Here is a 21,633-nt window from a genome sequence, read left to right as displayed (position 1 = left end):
AACGAAAATCAACAGCCTAGTTTAACAGAGCCAATACTTTAAATGCGATCTTTATTGCAATAACCCTGGCTCTGTTAAGAGTCTGGACGGGATAAAAAAACAATAACTGAGGGGAACAGAGAGAATATGAAATTAGTATCATGGAATGTGAATGGAATCCGAGCCTGTTCGGGCAAAGGGTTTTTAGATTATTTTAAAGAGGCGGATGCTGACCTTTTTTGTATCCAGGAAACGAAACTTCAGGAAGGCCAGATTAATCTTGAGTTAGAGGGATATCATCAGTTTTGGAACTACGCAGAGAAAAAAGGCTATTCCGGTACAGCTATTTTCACAAAGCAAAAGCCTTTAGCGTTTAGATACGGAATCGGGTCTGCTGAATATGATTGTGAAGGCCGTGCGATCACTCTTGAATTTGAACAGTTTTACCTTGTGAATGTCTACACACCGAATTCACAGCGTGATCTTGCGCGTCTTGGCTACCGATTGGCTTGGGAAGACAAACTACGGGAATACCTTCTGGAATTGGACGGTAATAAACCAGTCATCCTATGCGGCGATTTAAATGTGGCGCACAATGAAATTGATTTGAAAAATCCTAAGCCCAACCGAGGGAATTCGGGTTTTACGGACGAGGAACGAGGTAAGATGACGGAGTTGCTGAGCGGTGGTTTTGTTGATTCGTTCCGCCATTTATATCCTGATGCTGAAGGAGTATATACATGGTGGTCATATATGAACAAGGTTAGGGAAAGGAATATTGGCTGGCGCATTGACTACTTTATTATTTCCGAAAGACTTGCCCCTGAAATCGTAGATGCCGGTGTTGAATGTTTTGTTATGGGAAGCGACCATTGCCCAGTTACGCTTGATTTAAATATAAAGGAATAATGTTATCCCCTGGCTTTTATCCAGGGGAATTTTTTATATTTATAGATAATGAGACCAAAAGTATAGCCTATTTAAAACATGATAAATTGCTTATTTTAAAAGAATTTGAGAATAAATAAAACCTTTTCTTTTGATTTTTTGTTAAATGTTATATACTATAAATTAATAAGGATAACACATTTAAAAATTCCTTGATAATGTAACATCATTATTATTGGAGGTAAGTTGGTGGTGAGTTCTATTAAACTAACAAAACGGCAGGAAGAAATCGTTCAAATCGTCAAGGAAGATGGCCCGATCACGGGAGAGCAGATAGCAGAAAAGCTGAAACTTACTCGAGCAACGCTTCGTCCTGACCTTGCGATTTTGACAATGGCTGGCAGTTTAGAGGCCAGGCCGAGAGTGGGCTATTTTTTTAACAAAGATAAAGAAAAACAATTTAAAGCAACAGCCTTTCTTGATCTGAAGGTCAATGACTATAAAGGCCACCCGATTGTCGTGCAAAAGTCAGCCTCAGTCTATGATGCTATTGTCCAGATGTTCCTTGAGGATGTGGGAACGCTTTATGCGGTGGATTCAGAAGGATGCCTGGCTGGAGTCATTTCGAGGAAAGATTTGCTGAGGGCGGCCATTGGTAACAAGAATCTGGATGATCTTCCTGTAAGCGTCATCATGACACGAATGCCAAATATCATCACTGTAAAACCGGAGGAAACAATGCTCCAGGCAGCAAAGAAGCTCGTCCAGAACCGGATTGATTCACTGCCAGTCGTCCGTGAACTCAAGGATAAACCAGATACATATGAAGTTATCGGACGAATTACAAAAACCACGATTACAAAGATTTACTTAGAAATAGTAGAGCAAAAATCTGTCTAGGAAGTGAGCGCGTTTTGGATATGAAGGAAGTTGTCTATGTAGTTTCCGATTCTGTCGGAGAAACAGCAGAATTTGTAGTAAAGGCTGTGGCCACACAATTCAATGGCGGCCAGGTTGATATTCGACGGAATTCGTACGTTGAGGACGAAGAGGACATTGAGGATGTCATCATGGTCGCTAAACAAGGGCGCTGCATCATCGCATACACCATCGTCGTTCCGGCTTTGAAAGCTTATCTTGATAAAAGGGCAGAGGAAGAAGGCATTTATGCTGTCGACTTGTTGAATCCGCTCATGAGTGCTTTCGAAAAAAAGTTCAATAAAGAGCCAAACCATCGGCCGGGTATGATGAGAAAGCTTGATGATGACTATTTTCGCAGGATAGAAGCGATCGAATTCGCCGTTAAATACGATGACGGAAGGGATCCCCGCGGAATCCTCCGTGCCGATATCGTTTTAGTCGGAGTTTCCCGTACATCGAAAACCCCGCTTTCCATGTACCTTGCTCATAAACGTTTCAAGGTGGCCAATGTACCAATCGTTCCTGAAGTAAAGCCACCTGATGAACTTTTCCAGGTTCCAAGAAGCAAATGCGTCGGCTTGATCATCTCGCCTGACAAATTAAATGAAATCAGGACAGAAAGGCTAAAGGCACTAGGATTAGGAGCCAGGGCAAATTACGCCAGCTACGAACGCATTCTTGAGGAATTGGATTACGCAGAAAAAATCATGAAGCGTGTTGGCTGCCCGGTGATCAACGTTTCAAATAAGGCAATCGAAGAAACAGCCGGTTTAATACTCGATATTCTAAAAACTGAGAGGAGTTTTACTTAATGTCTAAATTTGTTTATCTCTTTAATGAAGGCAACAGCGGCATGAAAGAAATTCTTGGAGGAAAGGGTGCTAACCTGGCGGAAATGACTCGTATCGGGCTCCCAGTCCCTTTCGGATTCACGATTTCAACTGAAGCATGCAACGCTTATTATGATGCAGGCAAAACAATTACTGCTGAAGTCCAGGCTCAAGTGCTTGAGGCCCTTGGAGAACTTGAAGAGAAAACAGGCAAGAAATTAGGCAATCCGGAAAATCCTCTGCTTGTGTCAGTGCGCTCAGGTGCTGTATTTTCAATGCCAGGAATGATGGATACCATCCTCAACCTAGGAATGAATGATGAAACGGTTGAGGGAATGGCTAAGCTTACAAACAATCCTCGTTTTGCTTATGATTCTTACCGCCGCTTCATCCAAATGTTCAGTGATGTTGTGCTGGATGTCGATGTATTTTTCTTTGAACGTCTGCTAGAGGAAACCAGAGAAGCTAAAGGTTATAGTTCCGATCCTGAAATGACGGCAGAAGACTGGAAGGAAGTCATCCAAGGCTATAAAAATATCGTGACAAAGCATACTAGAAAGCCTTTCCCACAGGATCCAAAAGAGCAATTATTCCTTTCAATCAATGCAGTATTTGATTCATGGAACAACCAGCGCGCGATTGTTTACCGCCGACTGAACAAAATCCCTTCTCATTTAGGAACAGCAGTAAATATCCAGAGTATGGTTTTTGGAAACATGGGTGACGATTCCGGAACAGGAGTTGCATTCACTAGGGACCCATCTACTGGTGAGCATATACTTTATGGTGAATACTTAATCAATGCACAAGGGGAGGATGTTGTTGCGGGTATCCGTACTCCTCAGCCAATCCAGACATTAAAGGATGAAATGCCTGCCGTTTTCCAGCAGTTTGTAGATACTTGCAAACAACTTGAACAGCATTACGCAGATATGCAGGATATTGAATTCACAGTAGAGCGCGGAGAGTTATTCATTCTTCAAACTCGAACTGGAAAAAGAACTGCACAGGCAGCGATCCGCATTGCTGCAGAACTTGTTGCAGAAAGTATTATTGATAAAAAAGCAGCGCTGCTTCGCGTTGATCCTGAACAGCTTGACCAGCTCCTCCACCGCAGGATCGATGAAAACTTTGAACGTAAACAGCTTGCAAAAGGCCTTCCTGCCTCACCAGGCGCGGCTACTGGAAAGGTTGTTTTTGATGCTGATGAAGCTGAGTCGCTTACAAATGATGGCCAGAAAGTGATTTTAGTTCGTCCTGAGACAACTCCTGACGATATCCACGGCATCATTGCTGCACAGGCAGTCGTCACAAGCCGTGGCGGTATGACCAGCCATGCGGCTGTAGTTGCCCGCGGTATGGGGAAGGCGTGTATTTGCGGATGTGAGGCGATGAAGATTGACCTACATGAAAAACAGTTCCGCGTTGGCGAAGTGGTAGTTAACCACGGAGACATCATTACGATCGATGGCGGTACAGGTGAAATCATGCTTGGAGAAATTCCGATGATTGATCCTGAGCTTTCAGATGAATTCCAGCTTCTGCTTTCATGGGCAGATGAAGAGCGCAAGATTGGTGTTCGCGCAAATGCGGATAACCCAGAAGACGCAGCCAAGGCTCTAGAGTTCGGAGCAGGAGGCATTGGGCTATGCCGTACTGAACATATGTTCATGGATGCGACAAGGGTACCGATTGTTCAGAAAATGATCCTAGCCGAAAACTATGATGAGCGTACTAAAGCTTTGGATGAGCTTCTGCCAATGCAGCAGGGCGATTTTGAAGGAATCCTTGAAGTTATGCAAGGTCTTCCCGTCACAATTCGTTTACTAGATCCGCCTCTTCACGAGTTTTTACCTGATAAAGAAGAACTTCTAGTGGAAATTACAAGGCTGCAAATCCTAGATCCGCAGTCTAAAGAGCTGAAGGAAAAGGAATCATTGTTAAAGAAAGTCCGCCAATTGGATGAATTCAATCCAATGCTTGGCCACCGTGGCTGCCGACTTGGCATGATCCATCCGGAAATCTATGAAATGCAAGCAAGGGCAATCTTTTATGCAGTGGCGAAGTTGGCTGATAAAGGCATTGAGGTCCAGCCAGAGATCATGATCCCGCTTGTAGGCCATGTGAATGAGCTGAAGGAAATGCGTGGGCTAGTGAATGCGGCAGCTCAAAAGATTAAGGAAGAAACAGGCAAGGAATTTGAATATACAGTAGGTACGATGATTGAAATTCCACGTGCTGCTTTGACTGCAGACCAAATTGCTGAAGAAGCGGATTTCTTCTCCTTTGGCACAAATGATCTAACACAAACAACATTTGGATATAGCCGTGATGATGCGGAAGGAAAATTCTTGCAGGCTTATATCGAACAAAAAGTCCTGCCAGAAAATCCATTTGCGGTGCTTGATCGTGAAGGAGTGGGCAAATTAGTTGAAACCGGGGTAAACCTTGGCCGTCAAACCAAACCAGGCCTTAAGACAGGAATCTGTGGTGAGCACGGTGGCGAGAAGAGTTCAATTGAATTTTGCTACAACGCAGGACTCGACTATGTCAGCTGCTCTCCATATCGTGTGCCTCTAGCCCGTCTAGCAGCAGCACAAGCTACAATCCGTCATGAGCAAAGCAAAGAGAAAGTTGCATTATTATCAAAATAAAAACCAGTGAATTGCGCTTCTTTTAGTGGCATAGTTTTCTTATCCTGTTTCATCAAAAATGAGGGTGTCCCAAAAAGTATCTTGGGACACCCTTTCATTGTAATTGATAGAAGCCGCTTGAATTCTGCTCCAGGCACTCGTTTTCCTTGTGGTAGAGTTACGAAAAAGCTCAAGTGCCAGTTTTTTTCGGAGTGAGTGTCCTTCTCTCCAATCAATATAGAGCCCGGTTAAAATAAACCCTTAATTAAAAAGAGGCAAAGAGAAAAAGCTATTAAAAAGAACCAGGTCACCAATGAAGCCGGTTGGCGCTCAAAAAAGCGCAGTTACAGAAAAAATGTCATAAGTAAAAGTCAAGGAGCATAATTTATTAGGTGAGAAAAAAAGGTATTGCTCCAGGAAAAAGCTATAAGAAACGTCTGAAATTAAACTAATCACCTTATTAATAGGTAAACGATGGAAAACAGGGTATACTAGGTATATGAATGAAATCCTTAGGTCTTCTGGTGTTACGACTAACCATGAGAAGGCGTGAGACCCAAACCAGAAAGGATGAGGAAAATGATCGTTAAACTTTATCAGGCAAAAGCGGGCGATGGCAATACGAAAAAGGGATTAAGGAGAACCCAGTCATATTTCACAACGCCGCAGGATGCTGTTTCAGAAGCACTGGCTTTAAAGGAAAGAATGGATTCTAAATATGCAAATGAAATCGAATGGGATTACAAAAGTGATTTTACTGGTACTTCGGATAAAATGAAAATCCTCAAGGGATATTTAAATGGAAATCGTGAAAGCACAGCATTTTATCTTGAAATTCTTTGCTCGGAAAATACAGAAAAAATTAAGCCTGTTTCGCCGATCAAGCCGAAGAGCGTAACGAAAGAGGATAAGAAAGTATTGAATCGGGTCGTAAAAATGTTGAAGGTAAAGAACGCATAAGCATAATTATTTAGGCATGTCCTTTAACTCAGCGAATAATGGTAATCAAGGGGCTAGCACAATAATTTGTGCGGCCTCTATTTTTGTGGTTCTTTTGGTAAACTTTGTTGCATTGCACCAAAAAGTAAATGAAGGTTTCATGATTTTTATCAATTCCTGACAGATGACACCCACTTCAAGGAATGTGAAGGGCGTAGGTCAATGCGGTGGGAGATGAATGTCGGTTGGCATTAGCCAAAACGCCCACTGCTATAGTATAATGAGAACATACATTCCCTAATTGTCAGTATGCGCATAGATCCATCCATTTATTAATTTCATCCAATCAAGGGGCTTACATATGAACCAAATCGATACTATTTATCAGCAGTCAGTTGAGCATACAAAAAACAAGGTAAAGGAAGATCTTGAGAAATTTCTTGGTGAGCATGAATTTCCTCCATCATTTAGTGAATATTTAGAGAAAAGAAAAACTTATATCAGCCAAATTTGGCTGAATGTCTGGCTTACTAAATCAACGAATGACTTCTCGAAGCGCGATAAGAAAGCCTTTTTAAGTGAGAGAGGGTTTGTTGTCGAGGGTGTTGACCCCAAGCTGATCAATAAGCTTTTCAGAAATGAAATGAGAGACTACAAACCATTTAATGTTCTTACCTGGATTGAGACAGCATTTGACAGTCAAACATGGGACGAAATGCACGAAAAAGCTAGAAAAAAATTCTTGAAAAAAGAAGCAGAAGAACTGCTCCTGGAGGAGAAGGCACGTATCCGTGAGAAAATTAGTGACAATGCCCAAGAAACACTGGAAAAGTCTCAGGAAATCTCATATTTAAAGATCAGATACCATATTGCAAAAGATTTAGTCAATATTTTCAAAGAAAATACTAAATACAAGGATATCGATACATTCATGCTTGAAGAGAAATTGACAGAAGTGGGCTCATTTCAACAGGATGATTACAGTATTCTAGCAGATTTCTTTGATGAATTGACCGGCCAGATCCATCAGACCACCAATTGGGGAAGATATTATTTTGAATATGAAACGTACCAGTATTATTTTGAAAAAGAGGTAATAAAATATTTTGAGGATATAGGGTCTAATCAAGTACTGAGAAGTCTCCCGACAGAAATAATACGTGATTATGAGGATACGTTCGATGATAAGCTTTCTAAGGCAGAGATAAAAAGGGTCATCCATGATATTTTGCTCGCTTATACAGATGGCTATCTTTATAAACTGCAGGAGGAATACATTAGTGACCTCTTTGGATTATCAGCCATACCTTTTGATGAACAAATCCATCGTGAGATTTATGAGCGGGACCTTGAGGATAGGGAACGCAGGAAGGCAGAAGAAGAGGCTGAACTCAAGCGGCAAAAAGAAGAAGAGGCCAGAATGCTTGAAGATATATTCGGTCGGGAATACAATCCTTCACTTCGGAGGAATGTCCGGTATATCCTTCATATCGGGGAAACCAATACCGGGAAGACCCACCATGCTCTCGAAAGGATGAAAGAAGCAAAGAGCGGATTATATTTGGCGCCGCTTAGGCTTCTGGCTCTTGAGGTTTATGAAAAGCTGAATACAGAAGGAGTGCCGTGCTCTCTTAAAACAGGTGAGGAAGAGAAGCCAGTTGAAGGAGCCGCCCATATTTCCTGCACAGTCGAAATGTTTCACGAGAAGGATTTTTATCATGTTGTCGTCATTGATGAGTCTCAGATGATTGCCGATAAAGACCGTGGATTTTCCTGGTATAAGGCGATTACTAAAGCCAATGCGGAAGAAGTTCATATTATTGGCAGCATGAATATTAAAAGCATTATGATGGAGCTGCTTGAAGATAATTTAATGGAAATTTATGAATATACACGCGACATTCCCCTTCAGGTGGAGAACAAGGAGTTTAGCCTGAACAATACGGAAAAAGGTGATGCGCTAGTATGTTTTTCACGGAGACAAGTGCTGGAGAACGCATCTAAATTGCAGAATAGTGGTCGACAGGTAAGCATGATATATGGCAGTATGCCACCAGAGACGAGAAAGAAACAAATGGAGCGTTTCATAAAAGGCGAAACAACTGTGGTAGTGGCCACCGATGCAATAGGAATGGGGCTCAACTTGCCAATCAGGAGAATCGTTTTTTTAGAAAATGAGAAATTCGATGGAACAAGGAGAAGGCGGCTTACCTCACAGGAAGTGAAACAAATTGCAGGCCGGGCTGGCAGAAAAGGAATTTATAATGTCGGAAAAGTTGCTTTTACCTCGGATATAAATATAATGACAAAGCTTCTTCAAAAAGAGGATGAGCCTGTTGCAATATTTTCAATAGCACCGACATCAGGCATCTTTGAAAGGTTCCAAAAATATTACCGTTCTCTTGCAGTTTTCTTTGAGCTTTGGGACCAATTCGAAAGTCCAAAGGGGACTAAAAAAGCCTCTCTTTCAGAAGAGCGAGAACTGTATGAGTATGTCAGAGACACTGAAATTGAAGCGAGACTGCCGATGATGGATCTGTATGGTTTCCTGCACCTGCCATTCTCATCAAGAGAGCCGGCGCTTATTGATCAATGGCTGGAAACAATCAAAGCAATCGTCGCTGGGACAGAGCTTCCAGAACCCGTTATCAAAACAGCAAGCCTCGAGGAGCTCGAGCTATCCTATAAAGCAATCGGGCTCCATCTATTGTTTTTATATAAACTTGGCCGCAGAACCGAAGCTGTGTACTGGGAAAGACTTCGCACTGGGTTAAGTGATGATGTCCACGAATTTTTAAAGTCAGAGGTCAAAAACTATAAAAAGAAGTGCAGGCACTGTGGTAAGGGAATCCATGTAGAATCTCCTTATCAGATATGCGACGCATGCCATTCTGCAAGGTTCAGGAATCGTTCGGATGGACGCGACCGATGGAGATAATGAACGATAAGCAGGGTTCTTGTATGTAAAGAACCCTGCTTTATTATTGTCTTTATGAGATGAGTGCAGTGGATGAGTTGGAATAAAATACAATATTTAGCAGATTTTAGAGAGCGAATGTTACATCGAATTTTTCTTTAGATAAAATATAAATTCATGACTTATATATGAATCAGCAAAGTATATGATAAGTGCCTCGCCAAATTTGTAATAAATACAATCTTGGTCACCATATGATGGTTTTAGAGACCATTAAAAAGGTGTGATCAGATGGCTGTCCACGTAGTGAAAGCAGGAGAAAATCTTTGGTCCATCGCTAGAACCTATGGAGTAACAATCCAAAGCATCGTTGATGTGAACGGGCTGCCTTCGGCAAACTTTATTGTTCCTGGATTAGCCCTATATATTCTGGATTTACAGCCGATTGTCCGGTTTTATAAAATTAAGTTTGGTGATACATTGTGGAAGCTGTCACTTCAGTTCGATACAACGGTAAACGCCATTTTGAATGCAAATCCAGGACTCGACCCAAACAGGATGTATATTGGCCAAAATATTAATATTCCTTCACCTGTAAAACCACCGATGGCCACACTTGGATTTATAGTACCTAGTTCTCCTCAATCCTTCCTTGCTGGGTTTGATGCATTAGCACCAAAGCTGACATTCATAGCGATCGTTAACTATTCATTTACAAAAGAAGGTTATGCCTATGCAGGAATGGATGATTCAGCATTTGTAAAAAGAAGTAAAGAATTGAATGTCATCCCGTTGTTAGTTGTTCAAAATACTTCGCCTGAGGGCGGTTTCAGCAAGGAACTGGCAGGCACAGTTCTAGCAAGCCCAGTATTCAGAAGTAATCTGATAGCAAGTCTGGTGAACCTCGCAAATCAGAGAGGATTTGGTGGCATTAGTATCGATTTGGAATTCGTCCCCCCTCCACAGAGGGAGAATTTTAATTTGTTTCTTCGAGATTTAAAAGCAGCTATGGGTAATCTGATTTTACATGTGAATGTCCATGCAAAAACAGAGGATATTCCAACGAACCCAATTATCGGAGCCTATGACTACACAACAATCGGAGAGATAGCTGATATTGTCGCGGTGATGACAATTGACTACGGATATCCTACTGGCCCCCCGGACCCGATAACACCATTATGGTGGCTGGCCCTTGTCATTCGCTATTCTGTTAGCTTGATCCCTGCTAATAAACTTCAAATTGCACTTGGGTTATATGGACATGATAAAGTAGTGGGGACAAATCAGTATAAAGCACTATCCGTATTAGCAGCTCAAAATCTTGCCATTTCAACTGGATCCGCCATTCAATATGATCCTGCAGCCAAATCCCCCTGGTTCAGGTATTGGAAAGGTACGGAAGAACATATCGTATGGTTTGAAGATATTAGAAGTTATATAGAAAAATACAGACAAATAGACCTCTATCAATTATATGGAACTACTTACTGGCAATTGAGCTTGCCTGCTCCGCAAAACTGGGCATATCTGGAGAAATTCAATATCCTAAAAGTCGGATCATGAGTTTTATTTCCTCGAGAAGTGGAAAAAGTGAAATATAGGATCCTTCAGCCTGAACAAGTGATTCGTTGGAATGATGGTAACATCTGCTTTTAATTAAAGCAGGTGTTTTTTATTTAATCGGGTGATTACGCCCCTTTTTGGGGTAAAGATATGGAAATAGTTTTATATAAAAGGAGGATCCTATATGAATGGTTTTTTAAAAAGCGGTTTTCTGCTAGGTTTAGGAGCGGCAGTTGCAGGAAAAGAAAAGCTTGATGAAACTTTTATGAAGCTAATCGAAAAAGGCAGCATGACACAAACAGAGGCAGATACTATATTTGATGATTTTTTCAAAAAAGGAGAAACTAAAAGCGAGGAGTGGAACCAGGAATTTAGGGAAATGACAAAAAGTCAGCTGAGTGAGCTTGGATTTGTGACAAGGGAAGAATTAGATACAATCCAGGCACAGCTTGTATTGCTCCAGCAGGAATTGACACAGCTGCGAAACAATAAATCAAATACGGATTTGGATCAGACGGATCAAGGGATAGACAGTATTCCTCCTGGCTTTTCAAAAGACGTGAAATAATAGCAGGTGACGGAATGTTGACAGAGCGTTTGAGAAGGTTGAATAGATATAGAGAAATAGCATCAATATTAGTGAAGTATGGATTTGGTTATGTTCTGGAAGAGGTAGGACTGTTTCAGGTCCTTTCCTTAAAAGACAGGATCGTTGCTGAAGTGAAGCATGGAAATACTAAGGAAGCAGGGTACCGGATCAGGTGCATGCTGGAGGAATTAGGACCGGCATTTATAAAACTTGGTCAGCTGCTCAGCATTAGGAGCGACCTGCTTCCAGCTGAAATCGTTAAGGAATTAGAAATGCTGCAGGATCAGGTTCCGCCTGTTCCTGTAGAAGAAATAAAAGCAAAAATCCATCAGGAATTTGGCCGTCCAGTTGATGAAGTATTTCAATCATTTAATGAAGAATGTATCGCCGCAGCTTCAATTGGTCAGGTTCATGAAGCCGTCCTTCCATCAGGTGAAGCTGCCATGGTCAAAGTACAGCGCCCAGGCATCAGGCAGGTTGTGTATACAGACCTCGAAATTCTTATGGATCTTTCTAAACTAATTGAACAGAGATATGACTGGGCTGAATATTACAATATAACCGAGATGGTAGAGGAACTGTCTGAGTCGGTACGCAGGGAACTCGATTACTCTGAGGAAGCTCGAAATACCGAGATTGTTCAGATGCAATTCGAAGATTGTGAATCTATTAAAGTACCGGAGATATTTCATAATTATTCGACCGACCAAATCCTTACTATGGAAAAAATAGATGGGATAAAGCTGAATGAACTGCACACAATGGCTGCTACAATAGATGAAAAGCGGAAGATTGCGGATTTACTGGTAAGTTCCTTTATTACCCAAATATTAAGAGAAGGCTTTTTCCATGGAGATCCTCACCCTGGCAATATTCTCTATATCCCTGAAAACCAACAGCTGGTATTCATAGATTTTGGACAAGTCGGAAGGCTTTCCGCAAGCATGAGGTATGATTCGTCTTCTATGATGATGGGTATCTTGCAGGAGGATACTCATCAAATTGTAAAGGCGATTTTTAGGATGGCGTACGTACCTTCTGACATAAATGAAAGGCACTTTTATGATAATGTTGAAGCGATCAGAAAAATGGTTGATCACTCTCCTAAGGAGGGTCTGAGTTTAGGATTGACCGTCATGGAGCTGTTTTCAGCGGCGCAGGAACACCGCATCATTTTGCCTAAGGAAATGACGATGATGGGGAAGGCACTTGTTACAATTGAAGGAATCATTTCTGAAATGGACCCCAGCCTGGATATGATCGCGCTTGCCAAGCCATATGGCGAACAGCTTATGAGAGAACGTTATGACCCGTTAAAAATGGGCAAAAGGCTTTGGAACAAGGCTGACGATTTGACAGATACGATAACCAGCATCCCTAAAAAAGTGGAGGATGTTCTAGACCAGACTTCAAAGGGAGACTTGAAATTTGAAATCAGCCTTTCGGAAATCAACAGGATCCTTCATAAATTTGATCGAATCAGTAACCAGGTTTCATTCAGTTTAACACTTCTTGCATTTAGCATAGTTGTTCTTGGTCTGATCGTGGGGGCAACCTTTGGGAATAATACCATGCTGACTAGCGTGCCGGCGATTGAGATTGGATTTGTCATCGCTTTTATGATGTTCCTATGGATAATTTATTCAATTTTAAAATCAGGCAGGTTTTAGTTGAAACTACATGAAAAAGGCGATGTGGATGCATCGTCTTTTTTCTTGGGAAAAAAGGCAATAATATTAGTGCCAAGGTAACTGTAAAATAGATAAATAAGGGAGGAACATTTCATGCCATGCAGAACAACAGCAGAATTGAATGAACTTGTTCAGGATGCAAAGAAGTATACAGGGAAGGGAAAAGTGGCCGATTATATTCCCGCTCTGGCAAAAGCGCATCCTGAAGAACTTTCGGTGGCTATTTTTCATGATGATGGAACATGTGTTTCTGCTGGCGATGTTCAGCAAAAGCTTACCCTTCAAAGTGTTTCCAAGGTTCTTACCCTTGCACTTGCATTAATGGATTATGGAGAGGAAGCGGTTTTTAGTAAGGTCGGCTATGAACCAACTGGTGACCCTTTCAATTCAATCGTTAAATTGGAATTCAGTCCGTCCAAACCATTGAACCCGATGATTAATGCTGGGGCGCTGGCTGTTACGCATATGATTAAAGGGAAAAATAAAGAAGAACGTTTTGAAAGGATTCTCACATTCATACAGCAGCTCGCCGGCAACTCTTCAATATGCTATTCAGAAGAAGTTGCTGAATCAGAATACAGAACTTCTGATTTAAACAGGGCGCTTTGCTATTTTATGAAACAGCACGGAGTAATTGATGAAGATATTGAGGAATTGCTAAGAGTATATACGAAGCAATGCGCTATTGAAATGGATTGCCTGGACCTGGCAAGAATCGGCTGCGTCTTAGCTATGGATGGAGTGGAGCCAGTTACAAATCTCAGACTGATTCCTGCATATGTAGCAAGAATTTGTAAGACCTTCATGGTCACCTGTGGGATGTACAATGCTTCAGGTGAGTTTGCAGTGAGAGTTGGCATCCCGGCGAAAAGCGGTGTTTCAGGAGGGATCATGGGTTCTGTCCCTAATCGCTTTGGCATAGGAATTTTCGGACCGGCATTAGATGAAAAAGGGAACAGTATTGGAGGAATCAAGCTTTTGGAGATGATGTCTGCTAAGTATAATATGAGCATGTTTTGATAAGGCTCTCTTTGTTAACTTTGATGATAATGTTTATAAATTAACTCTGGTCATCTGGATATACGTTCTAATGGTTTTCTTTCTATAGATTCGTTCAGAAAGCGCTTTATATATGTAAAAATTCAGACAAAAATTACCCATGTCTGTATAAATTTTTGTGCTACCATATGGAGGTGATACTAAGTGATTGAAAGGAGAAAATTATGTTCATTGAGAAAAATGTTATTTCGATGCAAGAAAAATTAAAGGATGTGGTTTTTGACGAAATTGGAGAGCTTTTTAATTATGCGAATGAGTATTACGGAGAATATTTGCTAGATTTGATAGATGATTTTACAGAAAAAAAACACCAAGATGATGACTTATCATCCATGATGATTCCTCATATTATTTCGTGGGCGATCCTATGTCACCGTGTTCGTAATGGCAGCAAAACGATTTTCCAGCTTTATCTTGAATCACCGGAGTATAAAACCAGAAGAAGGCCAAAGGTGCATAGAATCATCAGTGAATGGAAGTATACGATGCCTGGATTCTACTATGTTGAAGAAATCGTAGGAGAAAGGGTTCTTGTCGTAACTGATGTTTTTCAAATGAAAGAAAAACTTATAGGAGTTTATAATGAGATCTACCACCAGCCTCGTGAAGGAGATATGATATTTGGGTATTTGCTCCCTGCCGGAGATGGAACTTATTCACCTGTCATTGACTTTTTCCATATCCCTGTAAACCACAAAAGAGAAGCGGCTATAAAAATTATCGAGTTTTATAACAAAAAAGCCGTTGCCACAGACCATGAATTCTTCGAAAAATACTATCCAAAAATGCTTTCCCTCATTTTTCGTTTGCTGCAAAAAAAATAATATCCCATTGATTGGTTGTATGATACAAATAGACAAAATGAAGGACGAGTACAAATGTACCGTCCTTGATTGACTTAATTTAGTTACCCGCCAAATGCGTCAAGGATATCTTCTATGTCTTTCATGTCGAGAAGCTTAGCTGCGTCAGTTTGGTCTTTTCGTAACTTTGGTTGAGCAGCTGGATGAATTTGGTATACACCATTTTCGAGTATTGCTCTGATATCCGCAAGCTGCTGCAGTATTTCAGCAGAACCCCCGTTGAGAATAGGTTTAGGAATGAGATAGTGATGGAGTGCCGACATTATAAGGTGGTTCAGTGTGCTGTTATCTGCATGGTATTCAATTTGTTCAATGATTTTTGGTGAGACAGCGTATGATTCACCAGTTTTCACATCAATATATCGTTCAGGGACAGTTATCGCGATCTTATTGTGGTAATCCGTATAAGTGTTTGACATACCGATCATCCTTCAACGGAAATTAATTCCTCGGTATTCTCATGCTGTTTTTTAAGGTGGTTCATTTTGGCTAAGATCATGAGGCCGAAGACATTCAATTTTTCCAGGTTTTCAGGAAAAGTCAGGTCGATTGGGCGGCCTTTTTCTGACCATCTTACTGCAGCTTCCTGAATTTGTTTTTGGGCAAGCTTTGCAGCTCCGCCTACTGCGATATAGCGGGATGCACCTTTAATCTCACTGGAACTGCTTCTGGCACGGTCAAAGTGTTCAAGATATTTGATAGCCATGATCTTTAATTGAGGAATCACGTATTTGCTTATATCTTTTCTGACTCCGGCAAAAGGTTCTACATACCATTCTGACTGTCCAGCGTATAATTTCTCTTCAAGTTCTGATCTTGAATCAAAAGTGTATAATTCATTCTTGCTGACTTTTTTTATGATCGTATCCAGGAATAAATTAATTCCAAAATGGTCTCCTTCAACTGATGCGACCGGCTTATTATTCTTGATGCCTACAAAATCAACAGAGTCACCGCCAAGGTCTCCGATTATGATCCCTTTACGTGAATCCTTCACAAGGTTATCGTCCTTGATTGCCAAAGTGTCAATATCTCGAATCAAGCCCAAATAGGCACAGGCTCCTTCCGCACCTACGATAACATCTTTGATTTCTAGCTTTACAGTCAATTCCTTCGGCTCAGGAATGCCTGGAACTTTATGAAGTGTAATTGTGTGTTTCCCTATTAATCTTTGCTTCAATAAATCTTTCTTTTCCTTATACTGTGTAGTTGGAAGAGAAACGGCTAATTGATCAATTGAATAATTTATTTCAATGTCATCGGGATTGATTAAAGAAGCATGATAGGCTGCAGCAGCGAATAGAAGGACATATGTGCGATCCTCATCTGCTTTTTGGTTATTGCTCGATGTCAAGCTGACGTTTCTTTGTTTTGCAGCGGCTTTTCCTGCATAAAAAACTTCTCTTTTGTTAATGATTGCTGGGCTTTTTATCTCTGCAATCAAATTTTCCTCGAGGTCAAGATCTTCCTCGTCATAGGGCTTTTCATAAAATTCATCATCATATAGGGCGATGGCGTTTGGCAGCTGATATTCAGACAGTTCCCCTTGATCAGAGGCCAAAACTTTATACCAGCTGTTGCCTATATCGACCGCAAAGAAATTATGTTTGTTCATTTTATCCTCCTCCTTTTGAATTCTATGCAAAAGGCATGGGCTTTTGTGCAAGTACCCAATAAAATTGCGCCTAATTCTTCTAATCTTTTAAAAATCCGCATTTACACTGATGCATTCATCTATGCCAAATAAACCTGGAAGAATAGGATAAATTGTACAAGAAATTTATAAGGAGGAATAAAAGAATGACTAAAGATCATCACGGTTCTAAGGGCTGTGTTAATGTAAATCAATCTGCTTCCATGGAGCAATGTGAGAATGTTACTGTTAACCCACCATTAGTAGACGCAGGACCAACAATTGTGCAATTGCCTATTACACTAGCGGAGATTCGGGTAACAAGCAATCTGGTTGCCAATATTCACTTCCCTGATCCTGTTCTGGAAATCAAGGATATTAAAAAGCGGGTGAAAATTGTACAGTGCAGACTATTATTAGGTGGAAACACTGTTGATCCTGTAACTGGCTTATTAACGAGACCCGTTCCGCTGTTCATCAAAGGTTTCATCCGCAAGAATATCCAGTATGCAACACCTTGCCCAAATAGCAAGAGTGACTGCGTATCATCAGAGCTGCGCTCCCTGACTGTAGATGTACCATTTGAGTGTGTAACAAATATCGCACCAGGCCAATTCTTTACAAATCCAATAATCCCCGATATCAATACACGAAACGAATTCGATTTCTTTAGAGCTCAAAATTTGGGTCCCGGATTCCCGGAAAAAGATGAATTGCTTTCCAGCGACCTTTCCCAATTCCATCAAGTGAGCGAACAGTTCTATAACCAGCTTCCTTTTTGTGAGCTGATTTCCAGCAGGATTGTTCAGTGGGATGAGGCTATTGATCGCTATCCATTGCCTGGAAATGCTCCATTTGAGGAAGGAACATTCGAAACAATCGTTGAGAAATCAATGTTGGATTTCACAATTAAAGTATTACAAAAGCAGCAAGTTAGGATTCAAGCTCAATAGGCATAGTAGATTCATTAAATATGGATAAGTGATTGCTTTAAAGCATGCCATTTTCAAATCTGAAAACGGCATGCTTTTTTGTTTTGCTTATGATTTTATATTCACGTTGATTGAATTTGCCAATGACAATAGAAGAAAAAAAATCTCCTAAAAAAATTTTATTGGATTCACTAAGCAAGTACAGCCTAAGAAATTAAAGGGGAATTGCTGGGTACTTGCCTTAAATTCCGCTATTGCCTACGGGCTAACGCCTAGACCCAAATAATGAAAGTGCATAGGATAGAACATCTTCACTCTCAGGAGTTTAAGGAGGAGCCATGTATGTTTGAATCAGATAAAAATAAAAAGCCCGATTACGAGTGCAAGCCTTCAAATGATCACTTTGAATGCAAGCCTCACCATCATCATCCGCACGTTAGTCTTGGGAAAATTGTTACAAAAGTTCCGGTGGTGCTTGCGGAGTTAACTCTGCAAGTGAATCTGGATACGATCATCAATTTTCCAGAGCCAGTATTGGAAATCAAGGATATTAAGAAGAGAATTAAATTAACTCAATGCAGACTGCTGCTACCGACAAATAAATTATTCATTAAAGGATTTGTCAGGAAAAATATCCAGTATGCAAGCCCTTGTCAGGATATTCAAGCTTCTTCATCATCGTCTGTAGCTTCTGACCTGCACTCTTTTACAGTAGATATTCCATTCCAGGTAATTGCTGAAATCAAACACTTCCTGTCAAAGCCAGTAATGCCTCAAGTGAACAACCGCAAGGAATTTGATTTCTTTGTATCAAAACCATTACCTACTGGATTCCCGGAAAAAGACGAATTGCTGACAAGCGATTTATCTCAGTTCCACCAGGAAAGCACACAGCACTATAATGAATTGCCTTTCTGTGAACTGGTATCCAGCCAAATCATTGAATGGGATGAGGCAATTGACCGTCAGCCGCTTCCAACAGCTTCGCCGATTGATGAAGGATTTTTTGAGAAAATAGAAGAAAAAATGGTTATCGATTTCACAGTAAAAGTTCTGCAAAACCAGCAAATCCGTGTTTCTTCAGCAACAAATGATCCAGATTACTTTGACGAATCAGAATAAAAATTATTTCAAAAATGGCGGGGTATTATACTAAGCTTTCAATAGTATATGCCCCTTTATGTATTTTTTCAGAAAAGGAGAAGGGAGGGTAGGGAAAGGATGCACTGAATTCAGCACCTTCCATAGAACATGCAAAATGGAAATCGAACTTTTCATGAAATGAACCTATTTCAAGGCAATAGGACAAATCATGGACAAAACTCACGGCAGCCGGTTAGTGATATCGAAATGGAAAAAGTTTTCGAAGAAATCGATTATGATCTTCGCAAGATTCAACCTGAAAATAATAACCGTTCAAGGGCAAAAGGCAAAAGTTCTGGAATGCCTTTAATCCTGGCTCCGCCACCCATTAAAAGTTTCCAAGAAAAACCTGCTGTCTTACGGGTAAGTAAATATCAAGAAGTCGATGATCAAGAGTCAAGTGATATAATCGAAACAAATGTGGATAAAGAAGACCTGGATGATTCAAAGGATGTGAGCAAGGGTTCGTTTGATGAAGAATCGTCTTTTGATGAACAAAGCTTCCTTGAGGAAGAATCGGAGGAATCCTTAACTTCCGGCTATGAGTCTGGAGAAAAAGTTGATGATGTTGAATTTGAACATGATGGTCACGATTCGGAGCAGTATCACCTAGAATCCGATGGGGATATGTATGAAGAGCAAGAATCGATGAACCTTGTTCCAGCAGCTTACAGTGGAATAGATAATGAGATAACTTGCACAAAAGTAAAACTACCGGTACATCTAGCCGATGTTGATTTGGAAATTGACATTTTCGACACGTTCAACTTATCAAGGTCAATAGCCTCTGTATCGAAAGTAGATTGCTCACTCCACTCTATTGATGTTGAAGTATTGCTTCCTTCTGAAAACCTTTTTACTAAAGGCATTCTGCTTTTAGATATTGATTATGTAGGTAAAGATAATTGCGGAGCGATGCACTCTGTGAAAATTCACATACCATGGAAGAAAATAATCAAGGTAAAATGGGTTCATCCACCCGAACTTTCATGGAAAAACAGCAAAGAATATATGTTCACATCTCCCTTTGGCCAGGATCTAGGATTTCACCGAGAATACAGTGAGAGTTTGACAGAGAAAATTAATTTTCATCTGGCAAATTTACATTGCGTATGGAATGAACAATTTATTAATAATGAAAAGGTATTGGTCCAGGGTACTGCAAGGATGCAACTAGATTTATTCCAGAAACAATGTGTAGACTTAAATAGGTTTCTTTGACCATAACAGTAAAACAGGGTGACTCGAATGAGACACCCTGTATATGATTATCCTTCATATTGCTTGTGTAATTCTGACATCCTATCTTTCATGTTTTTTTGCTGGTACCCCATGTCATACTCAGATTCATATGAAGAAGAGGAAGAGGAAGAGGAAGAAGAAGAAGACTCTTCGTATTCTTTGTGTCCATATGAGTGTCCTAAGTCAACCTGCTGTTTCTGCAGCAATTTTAAGAATAGACCAAGTTCCATTTTTTCTGTAATGCGGCTGAATCTTCCCCAATTATCAAAATCTTTGAAAAGGTCTAGATCATTCACGAAAGAAGCAAGCAGCTTGCACTCGATAGGCTCATTGTAGTATTCATACGTAAATGCTCCTGAAGTGCACCGGTCTGCTCCGTGGCCATTTTTATCAATGAATCTTCTTTCGTTGACAGCGTTCTTTTGGCTGAGTTGCTCGAAGTCAGGGTTGTTAAAGACTTTTACTGCCTGGCTGCATGTAAATGGTACATCTACGCTGAAGTCTTTCAACATACCACTGCACTGCTCTACATACTGGATATTCTTGTGGACAACACCAGAAATAAAGAGTTTAACTTTTTTGTAATCCAATGCAGAACGGATCGCTTTGCATTGCGTCAGGGAAACGTTCCGGCGCATATGTTTGATTTCCTTTGCAGCAGTTGGCAACCAGATATCAGATTCTACTACTACTTGTAGTTCTACTTCGGCCAGAGCAACTGGAATATCCGCAACTGGAAATTTTAGTTTATTGCCATACGGATGAAAGGATTCATTATCACAATCTACCCGAATCGTTTTTGCTTCATCACATTGAAGTTGTGGCGGGCAGCCATGGTGCGTATTGCAACCTGTATTTCTCTTCATTTTATTCACTCCTTTTTTTAATAATCAAAAGCAGTAAGAAACAGAAAATTTCCGTTTCTTTCTTTTGACTTACTATTTTATATGCCAGTTTGATGACAATGGCATAGACGAATGATAGAGGGCAATCACATATTTTTTATCATTAAGTGTTTATATTAAGAGGATTCGGGACAAGTGCGGAAAATAGATAAATCAAGAAACCCCACTGGCATTGAGTGGGGTCTCAATCAACATTCTTTTTGGAAACACACTAGGATATACGATCCTGTTAGGAAAAACAAGAATAGAATTTCCTACAGAAAATTTCCTACCTTGACTTCTTCTTGCTGTCTGAACACATAATTTTCTTATGGTCCATTTTCTCTGCCCTCACAGGAGGGAAGCAGGTAATCCCGGTAAAATCGTTTAAATCAACTTCTAAACAAGCTCCTGTCCTAATGAAGCCTTCAATTCCATTGTGCTTTCCCTCGCACCGATCTGGACATAATAACTCCAAAATCGCACAGCAATCAGAGCCTCTTACAAAATCGACAACACGGAAAAAGGTAGAACGAATATCAAAAAAACAGCCGTCCATTTTTATTACTCCTGTGCCGACAAATGTCTCGCAATCTCCATTGCAGCCGCACAATAATTTAAAAGGAATTGTATCGAAGTCTGAGTCCTTGCATTGGTTCAGCAATTCTTTTATTGATCTGTCACAGCTGACATCACAGCCATGCTTTTTTCGATCCACTTCATGCTGTGCGTCATTGATGTCTCGGACCTTTTTACATACACAGCTTCTGGAATGTTTTTCATTATCATCATTGTCTCTGTCTTTTTTACATCCACAGTCATGAAAATCCTTATCCCGATCTCTGTGCTTATCGCGATCGTTGTGCTTATCCCAATCCCTGTGCTTATCGCGATCGTTGTGCTTATCGCAATCGTTGTGCTTAT

At 40.6% G+C, this 21,633-nt stretch carries 18 protein-coding genes; 14 read left to right on the top strand and 4 right to left on the bottom strand.

Annotated elements, in window-relative coordinates; translation table 11 throughout:
• The first annotated feature begins 126 nt into the window (after positions 1-126).
• From V7654_RS13995 to V7654_RS13945, 11 genes are all read left to right on the top strand, one after another.
• On the top strand, positions 127-888 hold the full coding sequence (locus V7654_RS13995; protein WP_335431043.1) for an exodeoxyribonuclease III: 762 nt from the start codon (positions 127-129) through the stop codon (positions 886-888).
• 231 nt (positions 889-1,119) lie between these two features.
• Entirely contained in the window at positions 1,120-1,767 is a 648-nt protein-coding gene (locus tag V7654_RS13990; protein ID WP_335431042.1) for a helix-turn-helix transcriptional regulator, read from the top strand.
• A gap of 14 nt (positions 1,768-1,781) precedes the next feature.
• Complete coding sequence (locus tag V7654_RS13985; protein ID WP_335431041.1) at positions 1,782-2,600, top strand: pyruvate, water dikinase regulatory protein; 819 nt, start codon at positions 1,782-1,784, stop codon at positions 2,598-2,600.
• On the top strand, positions 2,600-5,272 hold the full coding sequence (ppdK, locus tag V7654_RS13980) for a pyruvate, phosphate dikinase (RefSeq protein ID WP_335431040.1): 2,673 nt from the start codon (positions 2,600-2,602) through the stop codon (positions 5,270-5,272). Before V7654_RS13985 ends, ppdK begins: the two co-directional genes overlap by 1 nt.
• Before the next feature lie 558 nt (positions 5,273-5,830).
• Positions 5,831-6,211 carry a hypothetical protein gene (locus V7654_RS13975; protein ID WP_335431038.1) on the top strand — a complete coding sequence of 127 codons (381 nt, stop codon included), beginning with the start codon at positions 5,831-5,833 and terminating at the stop codon, positions 6,209-6,211.
• A 340-nt stretch (positions 6,212-6,551) separates the two neighbouring features.
• Positions 6,552-9,128 carry a DEAD/DEAH box helicase gene (locus V7654_RS13970; protein WP_335431037.1) on the top strand — a complete coding sequence of 859 codons (2,577 nt, stop codon included), beginning with the start codon at positions 6,552-6,554 and terminating at the stop codon, positions 9,126-9,128.
• A 270-nt stretch (positions 9,129-9,398) separates the two neighbouring features.
• Positions 9,399-10,673 (top strand): LysM peptidoglycan-binding domain-containing protein, encoded by a 1,275-nt coding sequence (locus V7654_RS13965; protein WP_335431036.1) that lies wholly within the window; start codon positions 9,399-9,401, stop codon positions 10,671-10,673.
• Positions 10,674-10,857: 184 nt separating this feature from the next.
• Positions 10,858-11,241: a phasin family protein gene (locus V7654_RS13960; protein WP_335431035.1), complete on the top strand. Its 384-nt coding sequence runs from the start codon at positions 10,858-10,860 to the stop codon at positions 11,239-11,241.
• 38 nt (positions 11,242-11,279) lie between these two features.
• The gene (locus V7654_RS13955; protein WP_335431034.1) at positions 11,280-12,932 is read left to right on the top strand and encodes an ABC1 kinase family protein; all 1,653 of its coding nucleotides are present in this window, start codon (positions 11,280-11,282) and stop codon (positions 12,930-12,932) included.
• Positions 12,933-13,046: 114 nt separating this feature from the next.
• Complete coding sequence (gene glsA / locus V7654_RS13950) at positions 13,047-13,973, top strand: glutaminase A (RefSeq protein WP_335431033.1); 927 nt, start codon at positions 13,047-13,049, stop codon at positions 13,971-13,973.
• A gap of 203 nt (positions 13,974-14,176) precedes the next feature.
• Entirely contained in the window at positions 14,177-14,836 is a 660-nt protein-coding gene (locus V7654_RS13945; RefSeq protein WP_335431032.1) for a hypothetical protein, read from the top strand.
• 83 nt (positions 14,837-14,919) lie between these two features.
• Here the strand turns inward: V7654_RS13945 and V7654_RS13940 are convergent, their stop codons facing one another.
• Together V7654_RS13940 and V7654_RS13935 are read right to left on the bottom strand one after the other, a co-directional pair.
• Positions 14,920-15,294, bottom strand: a complete 375-nt coding sequence (locus V7654_RS13940) for a hypothetical protein (protein WP_335431031.1) — start codon at positions 15,292-15,294, stop codon at positions 14,920-14,922.
• Between the two features lie 5 nt (positions 15,295-15,299).
• The gene (locus V7654_RS13935; RefSeq protein ID WP_335431030.1) at positions 15,300-16,490 is read right to left on the bottom strand and encodes a ParM/StbA family protein; all 1,191 of its coding nucleotides are present in this window, start codon (positions 16,488-16,490) and stop codon (positions 15,300-15,302) included.
• A 185-nt stretch (positions 16,491-16,675) separates the two neighbouring features.
• On the opposite strand from V7654_RS13935, the gene V7654_RS13930 reads away from it, so the two are divergent.
• The 3 genes from V7654_RS13930 to V7654_RS13920 all read left to right on the top strand — a co-directional run bounded on the left by V7654_RS13930 (position 16,676) and on the right by V7654_RS13920 (position 19,804).
• Positions 16,676-17,461 (top strand): CsxC family protein, encoded by a 786-nt coding sequence (locus tag V7654_RS13930; protein WP_335431029.1) that lies wholly within the window; start codon positions 16,676-16,678, stop codon positions 17,459-17,461.
• Between the two features lie 321 nt (positions 17,462-17,782).
• Positions 17,783-18,562 (top strand): CsxC family protein, encoded by a 780-nt coding sequence (locus V7654_RS13925; protein ID WP_335431028.1) that lies wholly within the window; start codon positions 17,783-17,785, stop codon positions 18,560-18,562.
• 159 nt (positions 18,563-18,721) lie between these two features.
• A complete protein-coding gene (locus tag V7654_RS13920) occupies positions 18,722-19,804 on the top strand; it encodes a hypothetical protein (protein WP_335431027.1) in 1,083 nt (360 codons plus the stop codon).
• Between the two features lie 47 nt (positions 19,805-19,851).
• Here the strand turns inward: V7654_RS13920 and V7654_RS13915 are convergent, their stop codons facing one another.
• Complete coding sequence (locus tag V7654_RS13915) at positions 19,852-20,691, bottom strand: CsxC family protein (protein WP_335431025.1); 840 nt, start codon at positions 20,689-20,691, stop codon at positions 19,852-19,854.
• A 307-nt stretch (positions 20,692-20,998) separates the two neighbouring features.
• The coding region (locus V7654_RS13910; RefSeq protein WP_335431024.1) for a CotY/CotZ family spore coat protein at positions 20,999-21,633 on the bottom strand (635 nt) is incomplete at its 5' end.

Source organism: Bacillus sp. JJ1609 (assembly GCF_036967045.1).
In the GTDB taxonomy this organism is placed as follows: Bacteria; Bacillota; Bacilli; order Bacillales; family Cytobacillaceae; genus Mesobacillus.
This window is presented reverse-complemented; position numbering and strand designations above follow the sequence as displayed.

Coding starts and splice junctions, on each gene's coding strand:
- V7654_RS13995 (WP_335431043.1), top strand. CDS start 127: ATGAAATTAGTATCATGGAATGTGAATGGAATCCGAGCCTGTTCGGGC.
- ppdK (WP_335431040.1), top strand. CDS start 2,600: ATGTCTAAATTTGTTTATCTCTTTAATGAAGGCAACAGCGGCATGAAA.
- V7654_RS13975 (WP_335431038.1), top strand. CDS start 5,831: ATGATCGTTAAACTTTATCAGGCAAAAGCGGGCGATGGCAATACGAAA.
- V7654_RS13970 (WP_335431037.1), top strand. CDS start 6,552: ATGAACCAAATCGATACTATTTATCAGCAGTCAGTTGAGCATACAAAA.
- V7654_RS13965 (WP_335431036.1), top strand. CDS start 9,399: ATGGCTGTCCACGTAGTGAAAGCAGGAGAAAATCTTTGGTCCATCGCT.
- V7654_RS13960 (WP_335431035.1), top strand. CDS start 10,858: ATGAATGGTTTTTTAAAAAGCGGTTTTCTGCTAGGTTTAGGAGCGGCA.
- glsA (WP_335431033.1), top strand. CDS start 13,047: ATGCCATGCAGAACAACAGCAGAATTGAATGAACTTGTTCAGGATGCA.
- V7654_RS13945 (WP_335431032.1), top strand. CDS start 14,177: ATGTTCATTGAGAAAAATGTTATTTCGATGCAAGAAAAATTAAAGGAT.
- V7654_RS13940 (WP_335431031.1), bottom strand. CDS start 15,294: ATGTCAAACACTTATACGGATTACCACAATAAGATCGCGATAACTGTC.
- V7654_RS13935 (WP_335431030.1), bottom strand. CDS start 16,490: ATGAACAAACATAATTTCTTTGCGGTCGATATAGGCAACAGCTGGTAT.
- V7654_RS13930 (WP_335431029.1), top strand. CDS start 16,676: ATGACTAAAGATCATCACGGTTCTAAGGGCTGTGTTAATGTAAATCAA.
- V7654_RS13925 (WP_335431028.1), top strand. CDS start 17,783: ATGTTTGAATCAGATAAAAATAAAAAGCCCGATTACGAGTGCAAGCCT.
- V7654_RS13920 (WP_335431027.1), top strand. CDS start 18,722: ATGAACCTATTTCAAGGCAATAGGACAAATCATGGACAAAACTCACGG.
- V7654_RS13915 (WP_335431025.1), bottom strand. CDS start 20,691: ATGAAGAGAAATACAGGTTGCAATACGCACCATGGCTGCCCGCCACAA.